This window comes from Kitasatospora sp. NPDC001539, from assembly GCF_040298565.1.
In the GTDB taxonomy this organism is placed as follows: Bacteria; Actinomycetota; Actinomycetes; order Streptomycetales; family Streptomycetaceae; genus Kitasatospora.
Map to the genome: position 1 here is coordinate 1 of NZ_JBEPAK010000178.1, position 14,705 is coordinate 14,705.

General features: G+C 72.8%; 13 protein-coding genes. 5 read left to right on the forward strand and 8 right to left on the reverse strand.

Annotated features, from left to right (window positions below; translation table 11 throughout):
* Positions 1-214: 214 nt before the first annotated feature.
* The 5 genes from ppdK to ABT247_RS24075 all read right to left on the reverse strand — a co-directional run bounded on the left by ppdK (position 215) and on the right by ABT247_RS24075 (position 7,384).
* Positions 215-2,923, reverse strand: a complete 2,709-nt coding sequence (gene ppdK / locus ABT247_RS24055) for a pyruvate, phosphate dikinase (protein ID WP_350745570.1) — start codon at positions 2,921-2,923, stop codon at positions 215-217.
* A 564-nt stretch (positions 2,924-3,487) separates the two neighbouring features.
* Positions 3,488-4,657 carry a tRNA dihydrouridine synthase DusB gene (gene dusB / locus ABT247_RS24060; RefSeq protein WP_350745573.1) on the reverse strand — a complete coding sequence of 390 codons (1,170 nt, stop codon included), beginning with the start codon at positions 4,655-4,657 and terminating at the stop codon, positions 3,488-3,490.
* Positions 4,658-4,740: 83 nt separating this feature from the next.
* Positions 4,741-5,523, reverse strand: a complete 783-nt coding sequence (locus ABT247_RS24065) for a DUF4097 family beta strand repeat-containing protein (protein WP_350745575.1) — start codon at positions 5,521-5,523, stop codon at positions 4,741-4,743.
* A complete protein-coding gene (locus tag ABT247_RS24070) occupies positions 5,520-6,164 on the reverse strand; it encodes a response regulator (RefSeq protein ID WP_350745578.1) in 645 nt (214 codons plus the stop codon). The genes ABT247_RS24065 and ABT247_RS24070 overlap by 4 nt, the downstream gene beginning before the upstream one ends.
* A complete protein-coding gene (locus tag ABT247_RS24075) occupies positions 6,152-7,384 on the reverse strand; it encodes a sensor histidine kinase (protein WP_350745580.1) in 1,233 nt (410 codons plus the stop codon). The genes ABT247_RS24070 and ABT247_RS24075 overlap by 13 nt, the downstream gene beginning before the upstream one ends.
* A 135-nt stretch (positions 7,385-7,519) precedes the next feature.
* Between ABT247_RS24075 and ABT247_RS24080 the strand changes: the two genes are divergently transcribed.
* Positions 7,520-8,077 (forward strand): hypothetical protein, encoded by a 558-nt coding sequence (locus tag ABT247_RS24080; RefSeq protein WP_350745583.1) that lies wholly within the window; start codon positions 7,520-7,522, stop codon positions 8,075-8,077.
* Between the two features lie 371 nt (positions 8,078-8,448).
* Here ABT247_RS24080 and ABT247_RS24085 read toward each other — a convergent pair whose 3' ends face one another.
* Positions 8,449-9,327 carry a helix-turn-helix transcriptional regulator gene (locus ABT247_RS24085; RefSeq protein WP_350745600.1) on the reverse strand — a complete coding sequence of 293 codons (879 nt, stop codon included), beginning with the start codon at positions 9,325-9,327 and terminating at the stop codon, positions 8,449-8,451.
* Positions 9,328-9,437: 110 nt separating this feature from the next.
* Between ABT247_RS24085 and ABT247_RS24090 the strand changes: the two genes are divergently transcribed.
* The 3 genes from ABT247_RS24090 (at position 9,438) to ABT247_RS24100 (ending at position 11,825) form a co-directional block, all read left to right on the forward strand.
* Positions 9,438-10,895: an MFS transporter gene (locus ABT247_RS24090; protein WP_502892493.1), complete on the forward strand. Its 1,458-nt coding sequence runs from the start codon at positions 9,438-9,440 to the stop codon at positions 10,893-10,895.
* Positions 10,896-11,109: 214 nt separating this feature from the next.
* Positions 11,110-11,403: a type II toxin-antitoxin system Phd/YefM family antitoxin gene (locus ABT247_RS24095; protein WP_350745586.1), complete on the forward strand. Its 294-nt coding sequence runs from the start codon at positions 11,110-11,112 to the stop codon at positions 11,401-11,403.
* Positions 11,400-11,825 (forward strand): type II toxin-antitoxin system VapC family toxin, encoded by a 426-nt coding sequence (locus ABT247_RS24100; protein WP_350745589.1) that lies wholly within the window; start codon positions 11,400-11,402, stop codon positions 11,823-11,825. Before ABT247_RS24095 ends, ABT247_RS24100 begins: the two co-directional genes overlap by 4 nt.
* A gap of 64 nt (positions 11,826-11,889) precedes the next feature.
* On the opposite strand, the gene ABT247_RS24105 is transcribed toward ABT247_RS24100, so the two are convergent.
* Both ABT247_RS24105 and ABT247_RS24110 read right to left on the reverse strand, forming a co-directional pair.
* Positions 11,890-12,483, reverse strand: coding sequence for an alpha/beta fold hydrolase (locus ABT247_RS24105; protein ID WP_350745592.1), 594 nt, complete (start codon positions 12,481-12,483; stop codon positions 11,890-11,892).
* 28 nt (positions 12,484-12,511) lie between these two features.
* On the reverse strand, positions 12,512-13,441 hold the full coding sequence (locus ABT247_RS24110; protein ID WP_350745594.1) for a phosphatidylinositol-specific phospholipase C: 930 nt from the start codon (positions 13,439-13,441) through the stop codon (positions 12,512-12,514).
* Positions 13,442-13,737: 296 nt separating this feature from the next.
* On the opposite strand from ABT247_RS24110, the gene ABT247_RS24115 reads away from it, so the two are divergent.
* Positions 13,738-14,532: a ferritin-like domain-containing protein gene (locus ABT247_RS24115; protein ID WP_350745597.1), complete on the forward strand. Its 795-nt coding sequence runs from the start codon at positions 13,738-13,740 to the stop codon at positions 14,530-14,532.
* Positions 14,533-14,705 lie beyond the last annotated feature (173 nt).

Sequence of the window (14,705 nt, forward strand, 5' to 3'; positions counted from 1 at the left end):
CGCCCCGGCCCCCCGCCCGCCCCCCCCCCCCCCGCCACCCCGGGGCCCCGCCCCCCCCCACCGCCGCCCGGGGCCGGCCCGGCGGCCTCCCCCCGCCCCCCCCCGGCCGTGTCACGTACGCCGGTTCTCCTGCGCCGAGCTCCGGTGTACGCCCTCCCGACGGGAGGGTGAGCGGTCAGTCGTGCCCGCGCTCGAGTAGGGGATGCCTACCCTCTCAGCGCGAGTCGCTGCCCGCCGACTCGATGGCGGCGCGGCCGGCCTCCAGGCGCGCCACCGGGATCCGGAAGGGGGAGCAGGAGACGTAGTCCAGCCCCACCTCGTGGAAGAAGTGGACCGAGTCCGGGTCGCCGCCGTGCTCGCCGCAGACGCCGAGCTTGAGGTCGGGGCGGGTGGCCCGGCCGGCCTCGACGGCGTGCTTGACCAGGGAGCCGACGCCGTCGCGGTCGATGGTCTCGAACGGGGAGACCCCGAAGATGCCCTTCTCCAGGTACGCGGTGAAGAACGAGGCCTCCACGTCGTCCCGGGAGAAGCCCCAGACGGTCTGGGTGAGGTCGTTGGTGCCGAAGGAGAAGAACTCGGCGGCCTCGGCGATCTGACCGGCGGTCACGGCGGCACGCGGCAGCTCGATCATGGTGCCGAGCTTGATGTCCAGCTGGACGCCGGTGGACTGGGCGACCTCGGCGAGCACCCGCTCGCACTCGTCGCGGACCAGCTCCAGCTCCTGGACGGTGCCGACCAGCGGGATCATCACCTCGGGGCGCGGGTCCCCGCCGGCCAGCTTGCGCTCGGCGGCGGCCTCGGCGATGGCGCGGACCTGCATGCCGAACAGGCCGGGGATGACCAGGCCGAGGCGCACGCCGCGCAGGCCCAGCATCGGGTTCTGCTCGTGCAGGCGGTGCACCGCCTGGAGCAGGCGCAGGTCGTTCTCGTTCGGGTCCTTGCGGGCCTCGGCGAGGGCGACGCGCACCGACAGCTCGGTGATGTTCGGCAGGAACTCGTGCAGCGGCGGGTCGAGCAGGCGGACGGTGACCGGCAGGCCGTCCATCGCCTGGAACAGCTCGACGAAGTCGCTCTTCTGCAGCGGCAGCAGGGTGGAGAGCGCCTGCTCGCGGTCCTTGTCGTTGTCCGCGAGGATCAGGTGCTCGACCTCCTTGCGGCGCTCCTCACCGAGGAACATGTGCTCGGTGCGGCACAGGCCGATGCCCTGGGCGCCGTAGCGGCGGGCGCGCGAGCTGTCCTCGGCGTTGTCGGCGTTGGCGCGCACGGCGAGCCGGCGGCGGCCGTCGGCGTGCGACATCAGCCGGTGGACGGCCTGGACCAGCCCGCCCTGGACGTCGGCGCCGGCGTGCAGGGTGCCCTCGAAGTACTCGACGACGGGGGACGGCAGCACGGGTACCCCGCCGAGGTAGACCTTGCCGGTGGCGCCGTCGATCGAGACCACGTCGCCCTCCTCGACCACCAGGCCGTCGGAGGTGGTGAAGCGGCGGGACTTGGTGTCGACCTCCAGCTCCTCGGCGCCGCAGACACAGGTCTTGCCCATGCCGCGGGCGACGACGGCGGCGTGCGAGGTCTTGCCGCCGCGCGAGGTGAGGATGCCCTCGGCGGCGATCATGCCGTCAAGGTCGTCCGGGTTGGTCTCGCGGCGGACGAGGATGACCTTCTCGCCGGAGCGGGACCACTTGACGGCGGTGTAGGAGTCGAAGACGACCTTGCCGATCGCGGCGCCGGGCGAGGCGGCGAGGCCCCAGGCGATCTGCTTGGACTCGGCGGTCGGGGCGAAGCGCGGGAACATCAGCTGGGCCAGCTGGCCGCCGGTGACGCGCATCAGGGCCTCGTCCAGGTCGATCAGGCCCTGGTCGACCAGCTGGACGGCGATCCGGAAGGCGGCCGCGGCGGTGCGCTTGCCGACGCGGGTCTGCAGCATCCACAGCTTGCCGCGCTCGATGGTGAACTCGATGTCGCAGAGGTCGCGGTAGTGGTTCTCGAGCTTCTGCATGATCGCCATCAGCTCGTCGTACGACTTCTTGTCGAGCTTCTCCAGCTCGGCCAGCTGCAGGGTGTTGCGGATGCCGGCGACGACGTCCTCGCCCTGGGCGTTGGACAGGTAGTCGCCGTACACGCCCTGGGCGCCGGTGGAGGGGTCGCGGGTGAAGGCGACGCCGGTGCCGGAGTCCTCGCCGAGGTTGCCGAAGACCATGGTGCAGACGTTGACGGCCGTCCCGAGGTCGTTCGGGATGCGCTCCTGGCGGCGGTACAGCCGGGCGCGGTCGCCGTTCCAGGAGTGGAAGACGGCGTGGATGGCGAGGTCCATCTGCTCGCGCGGGTCCTGGGGGAAGGCCCGGCCGGTCTCGCGCTGGACGATGCCCTTGAACACCTCGACGAGTTCCCGGAGGTCGGAAGCGTCCAGGTCCAGGTCGTTGACGGTGCCCTTGGCGTGCTTGGCCTCGTCCAGGGCCTCCTCGAACAGCTCGCCGTCGACGCCCAGCACGGTCTTGCCGAACATCTGGACCAGGCGGCGGTAGGAGTCCCAGGCGAAGCGCTCGTTGCCGGACTGGGCGGCGAGGCCGGCCACCGAGGTGTCGGAGAGGCCGATGTTGAGGACGGTGTCCATCATGCCGGGCATCGAGAACTTGGCCCCGGAGCGGACCGAGACGAGCAGCGGGTTGTCGGCCTGGCCGAGCTTCTTCCCCATCTGCTGTTCGAGGGCGTCCAGGTGGGCGCTGATCTCCTCGTGCAGCGAGGCGGGCTCACTGCCGGTCTCCAGGAAGACCTTGCAGGCCTCGGTGGTGATGGTGAACCCCGGGGGGACCGGGAGGCCCAGGTTGGTCATCTCGGCCAGGTTCGCGCCCTTGCCGCCAAGAAGATCCTTGAGGTCCTTGTTTCCTTCGGTGAAGGAGTAAACAAACTTCTGCTGGGACGGCACGGGTCGGTCTCCTCGTACGCGGTTGCCCTGACGCCGGAGAACATACCCATTTCGAAGGCACTTCTCTGCCCTGAATAGGCCACCCGAGGCCGGTACCGAGAGGTAACCCGCTAGATCGAAAGCACATAAAGGCGTTCACCTCTGTTGGTGAAATCGTCCTCCTGACGCGAGCCCGCCTTCAAGTCTTGAACACAACGAAACCTGGAGATCGCTTGATCCGGACGCTGGGTAGCGGGCACGCGTCCATGGCGTTGCCCCGGCTTGATTTCCTGCAACCGGATCGGCCGTTCTCCGGCCGGTCGGCTTCGGGAAGCGATTCACGCCCCACCTGTCCATTTCGTCCACTGACCCGGTGTCAGTCGCCACCGCGTGTGGCAAGCGTCACCAGCACATCTCGCGAGTCGAACGTAAACCTCTCGCGTCGATCGTCGCACTGCGTGGCCGAATCCGCCCGCTGCGTCACGAGCGGGCGCCGAAAAGGAGCCCTCCTGTCCAGGATGGACAAGAGGGCAGGGACCGATCGGCAATCGACCCCGGAAGGCCTTTTTCGCCACTACGGACAGGTCATCCGCCAGAGGTGTCCGATTCGGCGTCCGAGCCCGGCCGGGCGCAGTCGTACGGATCGTCCAACCAGCCCTCGGGCAGGACCACCCGGTTGTTGCCGCTGGTGCGGCCGCGCGGGCCGTCCGCACCGATCGGCCAGGGCTGGTCCTGCTCCACCTGGGCGAGGGTTTCGGCCAGATCGGCCAGCGAGGAGGCGTTCGCGAGCCGCACCCGCAGCTCCGAGCCGACCGAGAAGCCCTTGGTGTACCAGGCGACGTGCTTGCGGAAGTCGATCACACCGCGGGTCTCGTCCCCCAGCCACTCGCCGAGCAGCTGCGCGTGGCGCACCATCGCCCGGGCGACGTACCCGAAGTCGGGGCGCGCGTAGTCCACGTCGCCCTCGAAGATCGACACCAGGTCCCGGAACAGCCACGGCCGGCCCAGGCAGCCGCGGCCGACCACGACGCCGTCGCAGCCGGTCTCGCGCATCATCCGCAGCGCGTCGTCGGCCGACCAGATGTCCCCGTTGCCCAGCACCGGCACGTGCGCCGGGACGGACTCGCGCAGCCTGGCGATCGCCGACCAGTCGGCCGTGCCGCCGTAGTGCTGGGCCGCCGTGCGCCCGTGCAGGGCGATCGCGGCCACGCCCTCCTCGGCGCCGATCCGGCCGGCGTCCAGGTAGGTGAGGTGGTCGTCGTCGATGCCCTTGCGCATCTTCATGGTCACCGGGAGGTCGCCCGCGTTGGCCACCGCCTCTCGCAGGATCTCGCGCAGCAGGTTGCGCTTGTACGGCAGCGCCGAGCCACCGCCCTTGCGGGTGACCTTGGGGACGGGGCAGCCGAAGTTGAGGTCGATGTGGTCGGCCAGGCCCTCGTCCGAGATCATCCGGGCGGCCTTGCCGACGGTCACCGGGTCCACCCCGTACAGCTGGATCGAGCGCGGCTTCTCGCTCGGGTCGAACGTGATCAGCTGCATGGTCTTGGCGTTGCGCTCGACCAGCGCCCGGGTGGTGATCATCTCCGAGACGTACAGCCCCTTGCCGCCGCTCTGCTCGCGGCACAGGGTGCGGAACGGCGCGTTGGTGATGCCGGCCATCGGTGCCAGCACGACGGGGGGCCACACCTGGATCGGGCCGATGTCCAGCGGCGCGAACTCGGTGTCGGGCGCGGTGGGTGCGGGCGTGGCTGTCATGCGCGGCTGACCTCGGGTAGGGGGACGGGACTCTCCATTGTCCCCCACCCGGGTGAGCGGCCTCGTCCCCCGGCCCGGGCCGCCTACTCCGAGCCGGAGCGGTAGCCGATCCGCAGCGAGCCCGAGCCGACCTCGGCCTCCAGGCTGTTCGTGCTCGCGGCGTCGCCCAGGGCCGGGTCGATGTCGCTGTCGCCCGAGCCCGCCCGGCTGTCGATCCGGTAGTGGCTGCCCCTCGGCACGGCCATGGTCACCCCGCCGGAGACGGTGCTCACCCTGACGTCGTGCGGCGCCGAGGTGAAGGCCAGGTCCACCGCGCCGGAGGTGCTGGCCACGTCCGCCCGGGCGGAGGCGAGGTCCGTTCCCTGCACCAGCCCGGAGGTGGTGTCGGCGACGACCGGTCCGGACAGCCGGCGCAGCCTGATCGCCCCGGAGGTGCTGTTCAGCCGGACCTCCCCGGTGAGGCCGGTGACCTCCACCGCCCCCGAGGTCAGCGAGCCGGAGACCGCGGTGCCGGCCGGCACCTCCAGCTCGATGGAGGCCCCGCAGTTGTAGAAGGGCAGGGAGCGCCGGCACGTGACGCCGACGGTCATCGTGTCGCCGGCGACGTCGGCGCGCACCTGCGGCTCGGAGACCGTCCAGTCGAGGTTCTTCCGCACCACGACCCGGCCCTGCGCACCCGCCGTGATCCGCACGGCCGCGCTGGTCGTGGCGAGCTCCAGCCGGTGGACGGGCGTGGTGTACGTCTCCTGCTCGATCCGCTCCTGCCGGGCGACCAGGGCCAGGGTCTGCGCCCCGCCCATGACCACCACGAACACGACGGTGAGGACGCCGGTGAGCCGCCAGGCCCTGACGGCCCGGGCGCTCACGCGATCTCCAGGAAGCGCAGCACCGCCATCACCCGGCGGTGGCTGTCGTCGGCCGGCGGCAGGTCGAGCTTGGTGAAGATCGAGTTGATGTGCTTGGCCACCGCGCTGTCGCTGACCACCAGGGCGGCGGCTATGGCCGCGTTGGACCGGCCCTCCGCCATGAGCCCGAGGACCTCCCGCTCGCGCGGGGTCAGCTTCTCCAGCGGATCCCTCCTGCGGCGCACCAGCAGCTGGGCGACGACCTCCGGGTCCAGTGCGGTGCCCCCTTCGGCGACCCTCTGCAGGGCGTCCACGAAGTCGTCCACGTTGGCCACCCGCTGCTTGAGCAGGTAGCCGACGCCGCTGGTGTTGGCGGCCAGCAGGTCGGCGGCGTAGCGCTCCTCCACGAACTGGGAGAGCAGCAGCACGGCGACCTCGGGCCACTGCCGGCGGATGACCATCGCGGCCTTGACGCCCTCGTCGTGGAAGCCCGGGGGCATCCGGACGTCCGCGACCACCACGTCGGGGCGGTGCTCCTCGACCGCGGCCAGCAGCTCCTGGGCGTCCCCGACGGCGGCCACCACCTCGAAGCCCACCGCCTCCAGGACCTTGACCAGGCCGACCCTGAGCAGGACCGAGTCCTCGGCGATCACAGCACGCACGGCAACTCCACAGTGATGGTGGTGGGGCCCCCGAGGGGGCTGAGAACGGACAGCGTGCCGTCGACCGAGGCGGCGCGCTTGCGCAGGCCGGTGAGCCCGGTGCCGCGCGAGGCGTCCGCACCGCCGACGCCGTCGTCGCTGACGACCAGGCGCAGCCGGCCGCCGGCCGTGCGCACCGACACGTCGACGACGGAGGCGCGGGCGTGCTTGGCGACGTTGGTGAGCGCCTCGGAGACGGTGAAGTAGGCGACCGCCTCGACGGTCGGGGCGATCCGCTCGGCCAGGTCGACGTCCAGACGGACCGGCAGCGGGGCGCGGGCGGCGATGCCGGACAGCGCCGCGTCCAGGCCGCGGTCCTCCAGGACGGCCGGGTGCAGGCCGCGGACCAGGTCGCGGAGTTCGTCGATGGCCGCCTGCGCCTCCTCGTGGGCGGCGGTGATCACCTGCATGGCATCGGGCGGGCAGTCCTTGAGGGTGCGCCGGGCCAGGCCGAGGTTCATCGCGAGGGAGGTGAGGCGCTGCTGGGCGCCGTCGTGCAGGTCGCGCTCGATCCGGCGGCGCTCGGCGTCCACCGCGTCCACCAGGCCGGCCCGGGACTCGGCGATCTCCTCGACCCGCCGCTCCAGCTTCTCGGCCCGGTTGGGCCCGAGCAGGACCTGCGCCGAGCGGACCTCCAGCCAGGCGGCCAGCGTCGCCAGCCACGGCGTCACCACCAGCAGCAGTACGCCGATCCCGGTGAGCACCACGTCCAGCCCGGCCAGCCGGCTGCGCAGTTCCGCCTCGAGCGGCAGCATCCAGACCCACGCGTACAGGGTGGTCAGCACCAGGGCGACGCCCCAGAGGTAGACGACGGCGAGCGCGCCCGCCGCCAGCGCCGGCCCGACCAGCAGGTGGTAGGCGATCTGACGCCAGCCCAGGACGAGCCTCAGCCGGCGCAGCCGCCCGCTCGCGGGGACGCCCGGGGGCGGCACCTCCACTCCGTACAGGACGCGCAGCCGGCCGCGTTGGACGGCGGTGAGCCAGTGGGTGCAGACCAGCACGACCGCGAGGACCGGGAACAGCAGCGACGACGTGGTGACGGCCCCCCAGACGGGCAGGGCCAGGGGTATTCCGGCGGCTATGAAGCGCGCGTCCCGCCAGGCCTCCGGCGACCACGGGGGGCGCCGCAGGCTCCTGACGAGCGCTCGGCGCCACGTGGGGGAGGGCGTACTGGAGGACATGGCGGACAGCGTAGGGCGCGGTGATCAAGGACCGCCATGAAGAGGGGTGCCCGGCGGGGGTGTAGCCAGGTACACCCCCGATTCGGTGCGGGGCACCACCGACAGGAGGCCGGTCGGAGCGGAAGGCTTGACGGCATGACGAGCACTGCACCGCACTCCGCCACTCCGCCGCACGGGCGGCCCGTCCCCGGGAGCCACGGGGGTGCTCCCGGGGGCGCGGCCGTCCCGGTGCCGGAGTCCGGGTCCGGGGTTCCGGGGACGCTGCCGGCCGGCGCCGGGCCCTGGTCGGTCCGCAGCGTCGCCGGGTCCGGGCGCGGCCGGGCCGCGCTGGAGCTCTACCAGCACGGCGAGTTGGCGGACGTCCTGGTCGCCGCCCGGCTCGTGCCGCAGCTGGTGCGCGGCGCCCGGCGCAGCCCGGCCGCGGGCGGCCGCTCCCACGTGCTCGTCTGGGGGCGGCTGCCGCTCGACGGCGCGGTGCCCTCGGTGGTGTTCACCGGCGGGCGGCGGCTGTTCCGTACGGTCCGCACGGCCCCCGCCGAGGTGGTCACCGTGGCCGGGTGCTTCTGGCTGGCCTGGGCGCACGGGCCGTTCGACGCGGTGGTGGTGGAGCACCCGGCGGGCGGCCGGGCCGAGCGGCTGCCGCTGCGGCGGGTGCGGGAGCGTCAGGTCCCGGGCTGCGGGGGTGCGGCGTGACCGCCGCCGTCGTCCAGGGCGCTCCGGCGAGCGCCCTGCCGGAGCGCTTGCGGCGGGTGCCGCGGCTGGCGGCCGTCGGGCTGCTGCCGTGGCTGATGGTGCTGGCCGCCGGCCACGAGACCCCGTGGGTGGTGCTCGACCTGGCGGAGTTCGCCGGTCTGCTCTCGCTGGACGCCCTGCTGCTCCGGCGCAGCCCCGCCGCGCCGTGGGCGGGCGCGGCGGTGGCCCTGCTGCTCGCCGGGGACGCGCTGGCCGACACGGCGCTCGCCGGGCCGGGGCCCGCGGCGCCGGCCGCCCTGGCGATGGCGTTCCTCGTCGAGCTGCCGCTGGCCGCGGTGTGCCTGCTGCTCGGGCGGGAGGCGGTGCAACGGCTAGAGGGTGGCGGGCAGTTCGTCCATCAGCGCGCGGGTCTCGTCGTCCAGCGGGGTGTAGGTGACCATCCGGGTGCCGAGCCGGGGGCCGAGCCAGAAGTTGGTGTACTCGCAGCGCAGCAGGCCCACACCCGGCACCTGGAAGCGCTTGATCCCGTTGCCCGGCCGCATCACCTCGTGCCGCTGCCACTCCTCCTCGAAGTCCGGGGACGCCTTGCGCAGCCGGCACAGCAGCGCCTTCCAGGCCGGCTCGGCGGAGTGGTCGGCCATCGCGGCGCGGTACCGGGCCACCATGCCGAGGCGCTCCGTGCGGTAGTCGATCAGCACCTCGCGGAAGCGCGAGTCGGTGAACGCCAGCCACATCAGGTTCCGGTCCTCGGGCGGCAGGTCGTCCAGCACGCCGACGAAGCCGGTGTACTGCGCGTTGCACGCCAGCACGTCGTAGCGGGCGTTGAGCACCACGGCCGGGTACGGCGACAGCTGGTCCAGCACCAGCCGCACGCTCGGCGTCACCGAGGGGCACTCGGGGATCGGCGCCGGATCCTCCGCGCCGGCCAGGGTGAACAGGTGCGCCCGCTCGCTCGGGTCCAGCAGCAGCGCCCGGGCCACGGCGTCCAGCACCTGGGTGGACACCTGGATGTCCCGGCCCTGCTCCAACCACGTGTACCAGGTGACCCCGACGGCGGCGAGCTGCGCCACCTCCTCGCGGCGCAGCCCGGGGGTGCGGCGGCGACCGGTCATCGGCAGGCCCACCTGTTCGGGTGCGATCCGCTCCCGGCGGCTGCGCAGGAACGCCGCCAGGTCGTGCCGGCGGGCGTCGTCGGAGGTGCTGCGCGGCGTCCCGGCCGAACCGGGACGGGCTTGCGCAACCGGGGTCATCAGGCTCATGGTCCCAGCATGCGGCAGCCCGGATCCTGTTGCCAGGTACTTCTTATACCTGGATAACCACCTCCTGGTACCAGGGTACGAACAGGCGGATCGTATGACCCGTGACTCAACGACTCGCCGTCGCCCCGACCCCGACCCCGACCCTGACCCGGAACACCGCCGCGGCCACCCCGCGCACCCCCGCCCTCGGCACCGCCGGGCTGGTCACCGTCCTGCTCGGGGCCTTCCTGCCGATGCTCGACTTCTTCATCGTCAACGTCGCCCTTCCCACCATCGACGAGGACCTGGCCGCCGGGCCGGCCGTCCTGGAACTCGTCGCCGCCGGCTACGGCATCGCCTTCGCCGTCCTGCTCGTCCTCGGCGGGCGCCTCGGCGACATCTACGGCCGCCGCAAGCTCTTCGTCGCCGGCGCGGTCGCCTTCGCCCTCACCTCGCTGGCCTGCGGGCTCGCCCCCGACGCGTGGTCCCTGGTCGCCGCCCGGGCCGCCCAGGGCGCCTCGTCCGCACTGCTGATCCCCCAGGTCCTCGGCACCATCACCGCCGCGACCGAGGGCGCCCGGCGCGGCCGCGCGCTCAGCGTCTACGGCGCCGTCGGCGGGATCTCCGTGGTGATCGGCCAGGTGCTCGGCGGGATGCTCGTCGCCGCCGACCTGTTCGGCACCGGGTGGCGCTCGGTCTTCCTGCTGAACGTGCCGTTCGCGCTGCTCGCCGTGGTGCTGGCGGTCCGGTACGTGCCGGAGAGCAAGGCCGCCCGGGCGGCCCGGGTCGACGTGCTCGGCACCGTCCTGCTCACCGCCACCCTGCTCGCCCTCCTCATCCCGCTGATGGAGGGCCGCGCGGCCGGCTGGCCGCTCTGGTCCTGGCTGCTGCTGGCGCTGTTCCCGGTGCTGGCCGTCACCTTCGCCCTGGTCGAGAGCCGCGCCGAGCAGCGCGGGGAGACCCCGCTGGTGCCGCCGACCCTGCTGCGGATCCCCGAGATGCGGCGCGGCCTCGGCATCGCGCTCCCCTACTTCGCGGGCTTCGGCGGCTTCATGTTCAACATCGCCGTCGCCATCCAGCAGGGCCTCCACCTCGGCGTGGTCGCGGCCGGCTGGGCGCTCGTCCCGATGGCCGTCGGCTACTTCAGCGCCTCGCTGGCCGGCCCCCGGCTGATCGGCCGCTGGGGCAGCCGGGTGCTCAGCGCGGGCGCCGTGATCCAGGCCACCGGCCTCGCCACCCTCGCGCTGACCATCCTCGCCGACTGGTCCCACTTCTCCCCGCTGCGGATGGCCCCCGGCGTCGCCCTCGCCGGCATCGGCCAGGGCCTGATCGGCACCCCGCTGTTCCGGGTCGTCCTCTCCAAGGTCCCCGCCGCGCGGGCCGGCGTCGGCAGCGGCGTCCTCGCCACCAGCCAGCAGTCCAGCCTCGCCCTGGGCGTCGCCACCCTCGGGACCCTCTACCTGTCCCTCTCCCCCAGCCTCGGCATGGACAGGGCGCTCGCCCTGTGCCTGGGCATCCAGTTGCTGGGCTCCTTCACCATCCTGTACCTGACCACCCGCCTCCCCCGCACCATCGGCTGATCCGGTCGGCCCCACCGGGCCCGGCCGCAGGGCGCACGGCGAACGGGTCACGGCAAACGGGACACGGCGAACCGCCCCGCGAACGGCACTCCGCCGCGCGCGGGGCGGTTCCGGGTGCGGCCCCCGGCGGGCACCGACCGGCCGGGCACTCCTTCGTGTGAAAACGCCGCACACCACTCTCGATCGCCGCACGATCCGTTCTAGCGTGGGTCGCATGACAGCCAGAGTCCCCATCCGCCAGCTCCAGCAGCACGCCAGCGAGTTGATCGACCGGGTCGCTGCGGGCGAGCGTGTGGAGATCACCCGCAACGGGCGCCTGATCGCCGTACTGTCGCCGCCGGATCCCGAACAACGGGTCCTGGAGGACCTCGTCCGTGACGGCACCATCGATCCCGAGAACGCCGCCGGCGCACGCGGCCTGGCCGACTGGACCCCGCCCGTACTCGACGTCCCACTCCCCTCGGCCGCCGAAGCCCTCCACGCGATGCGCGAGGAAGAGGACCGTTGATCTACCTCGACTCCTGCGCCATCCTCAAGCTCCTCGTGTCGGAGTCCGAATCCACCGTGCTGCGCACCTTCCTCTCCTCGCACGGCTCCGAAGGCCATGCGACCAGCGCACTGGCCCAGGTCGAGGTACCGCGCGCGCTCCTGCGGATCGGCGCGCCGCAATCACTGTTGGACGCATCGGCGGACCTGCTCGACCGGCTGCTCCGGGTTCGACTCGCCGACCCGATCCTGCGGGCCGCCAGCGCGTTCCCCACCCAGCACCTGCGCACGCTGGACGCCATCCACCTCGCCAGTGCCGAGCACCTGGAGCACGCGCTCACGGCCTTCGTCACCTACGACAAGCGTCTTGCCTCCGCGGCTGAGGAACGCGACCTGCCGGTGATCTCGCCGGGCTCGGTTTCGGGCGCCACCCAGGAGGCATGAGCTGGGGCGCCGCCGGACCGCTGTACGCCAGGGGCGGCCCGGGCCGCCGCTCCGGGCCCGGGGCTCAGCGGTCGGCGAGCGAGCCGACGAAGCGGTCCAGCCGCTCGACGACCTGCCGCAGGAGGTCGACCGAGCCGAGCGGGTCCCCGTCGTGTTCCAGGCCGTGGTCGGCGCCGGGCAGTTCCAGCACCTCGTGCCCGGTCGCGTCGGCGGTCCGGCGGTCCCACAGCCGGTCGGCGCCGCCGCCGACGAGCAGGGTCGGCGCCTGCGCCCGGCCGAGGGCGCGGGCCACGTGGTCGAGGGTGAGAACGGGCGTCAGCCAGGCCGCCGCGAGCCCCCGGTCCGCGGCCGGGCCGGCGGCGAAGGACCCGAGGGACTTGCCGACCAGCAGCCGGCAGGCGCCGCGCTCGGCGTCGACGGCCTCGGCGACCTGCCGCTCGACCCAGGCGACCTGCTCGTCCGCCCCGAAGTCCGTGAAGTTGTCCGGGAGTTGCCACCACAGTTCCTGGACCGTCCAGCCGTGCCGGAGCAGCACGGCGCGGGCGAAGTGCAGCAGCGGCCGGGCGGGCGAGTAGCCGCCGCCGGGCAGGACGAGTGCAACACGGGCTGGGTCACCGGCGAAACGGGTGGGCAGGCTCGGCGGAGCGGAGTCGGGCATGGCCGCATGGTACCCGCGGGCCGGGCGGTCAGCGGGGGACGAAGTTCTTGTCGAGGAGCAGCTGCAGCACGTCGGTGTGGAAGTCCGGGAAGTCCATCGGGACGATGCCGAGGTGGGCGGGTTGCCGGCTGCGGGCGGCGAGGTAGTCGCGCACGGGCGGGAGGATGGCGTCGGCGTTGACCTTGGGCCAGCCGCCGTTGGCGTAGCTGGTGAAGTCGACGTACATCCGCGCCGAGCCCTGGTCGCCGTAGGCGCGGTCGAACCAGTCGGTGACGGCCCGGGCCTTGGCGGCCAGGCTGATGCCCTGGAAGGTGTCCTGGGTCGCGAACCACGGGTTGGTGCCGCTGGACCACTGGATGACCGACCACGGGTTGGCGAAGTCCGCGGCGAGCACGACGCGGCCGCGGGCCTGGCCGAGGGTGGGCCAGGAGGGGGCGGTCCAGAACAGCGGGCGGTAGCCGAGGTCGTCCAGGTAGTGGCTGACCCGGCGCTGGAACTCGGGTGCCTCGAGCCGGTTGCCGCCCGCGTACTCGTTCCTGAGCCGCATGATCAGGACCTCGCCCGGGTGGGCGGCGAGGAAGGCGCGGCACTGGTCGAGGACGTCCTGGAGGCGCAGGTACTGGTAGGCGTCGCTGTGGTAGATGCCGAGTTCGTCGGCGGTGCCGGCCAGGCCGTTGCAGCGGATGTCCAGGAAGCGGATGCCGCGCAGGAGTTGCTCGGGCACGCCCCAGTTCTGGGTGTGGGACCACTCGGTGCCGTGCCACGGGTCGGTGCAGCAGGAGTCGTGGGTGCCGGGGATGGTCAGGGCCGTCAGCGGGGTGGCGTCGCCCAGGGCGGCCATCCAGGCCGACGGGTCCACGGCGGCGGCTCGGGCCGTTGCCGGCCGGAGGAGTCCGCCGGCGGCCGGCAGGGCGGCGGCTCCCCAGCGCAGGACGTCTCGACGGGTGGGGCTGCTCATGGCGCTCCTTCGGCTCGGCCGAGCTCGTACGGGCGTGTCCTCCAACTGGCTTGTGCTCCATCGGGTTTGCTCCGGTCGACCGGTCGCGAAACCCCTGGGACGCGACGGGACGCCGCAGCGCTCCCGGTGCCGGTACCGGACGGTCCGGGTCCGAATCGCGGCTGAATCGACATCGGCCGGCTGTTCCATTGGTGACCTTGACGGGGATGGCCCGCCGCGTACCATCGAGAACGCGCAACCATTGACGGCCTCCGGTCAAGTAGTCGGCGATCGACGGTACTTGACGGGAACGACCCATGGGATGGCGACAGGTGGCCCTGATAGGTCCTGAGGCACTGGAGACCGAGGCGCTGGGGTACCGGATCTTCGGCCTCGGCCGGGACCAGGAGCCGTGGCGGGCGGAACGGCTGATCCGGGAGTTCGGGGTCACCCCGGCGGACGACGAGCGGGCCGAACTGGCCTGGCGGGTCGCCTCCCGCGGCTACTACGCGGAACAGGCCGGGCTGGTCGCGGCCGCCACGCTGGCGGCCGCGACGGACGACGCCCCGCTGCGCCTGGCGTTCGCCACGGCCGTCGGCGACGAGGCCCGGCACGCGGACGCCTTCTACCAGTACGCCCGCACGCTGGACCGGGAGTTGGAGCCGTGCGCCGAACTCCTCGAACCGCTCGACCGGACGCTCACCGAGCTGCCGCACATGGGCCGGATGCTCGTCCACACCATCCTCGAGGGGGCGGCGGCGGACGAGTTCCTCCTGCTGGAGAAGGTCTTCTCCGGCGACTCGCTGGGTCGGATCTACCACCACGTCCGCAGGGACGAGGTGCGGCACGTCGCGATCGGCCTGAACTACCTCGGCCGGGCCACCCGGACACCCGGGGGGCGGGAGGAATTCGAGGCGCACGGCGAGCAGTGGCACCGGACCGGGTTCGCCCTCTGCTCGCTGGAGCCCATCTCGCGGTTCTTCGGCCCCCTGGTCGGACGTGACGCGGAGGCCGTCGAGCGATGGTTCGTCCGCCGTCACCGGGCCCGCCTCAAGGCGGCCCGTCTGCACGCGATCACCGTCGAGGCCACGGAGGGGGGTGAATCGACATGAAGATCAAGAAGGTGGTTCTGAAGCAGGTCACAGCCGGTACCTGCAAGTACGTCGTCTCGACCCAGAAGTGACCCGGACGGGGCCGTCGGGCGGGGCGGGAGCGCCGGTGAAGTGGTGGAGATTCACGCCGGCGAACATCCGGTAGTCGGCGCCCATGACCGCGGCGCCCACCG

What these genes read in the sequence shown, in the direction of transcription:
- dusB (WP_350745573.1), bottom strand. Translation starts at nt 4,657, where the DNA reads ATGACAGCCACGCCCGCACCCACCGCGCCCGACACCGAGTTCGCGCCG.
- ABT247_RS24075 (WP_350745580.1), bottom strand. Translation starts at nt 7,384, where the DNA reads ATGTCCTCCAGTACGCCCTCCCCCACGTGGCGCCGAGCGCTCGTCAGG.
- ABT247_RS24080 (WP_350745583.1), top strand. Translation starts at nt 7,520, where the DNA reads ATGACGAGCACTGCACCGCACTCCGCCACTCCGCCGCACGGGCGGCCC.
- ABT247_RS24085 (WP_350745600.1), bottom strand. Translation starts at nt 9,327, where the DNA reads ATGACCCCGGTTGCGCAAGCCCGTCCCGGTTCGGCCGGGACGCCGCGC.
- ABT247_RS24095 (WP_350745586.1), top strand. Translation starts at nt 11,110, where the DNA reads ATGACAGCCAGAGTCCCCATCCGCCAGCTCCAGCAGCACGCCAGCGAG.
- ABT247_RS24105 (WP_350745592.1), bottom strand. Translation starts at nt 12,483, where the DNA reads ATGCCCGACTCCGCTCCGCCGAGCCTGCCCACCCGTTTCGCCGGTGAC.
- ABT247_RS24110 (WP_350745594.1), bottom strand. Translation starts at nt 13,441, where the DNA reads ATGAGCAGCCCCACCCGTCGAGACGTCCTGCGCTGGGGAGCCGCCGCC.
- ABT247_RS24115 (WP_350745597.1), top strand. Translation starts at nt 13,738, where the DNA reads ATGGGATGGCGACAGGTGGCCCTGATAGGTCCTGAGGCACTGGAGACC.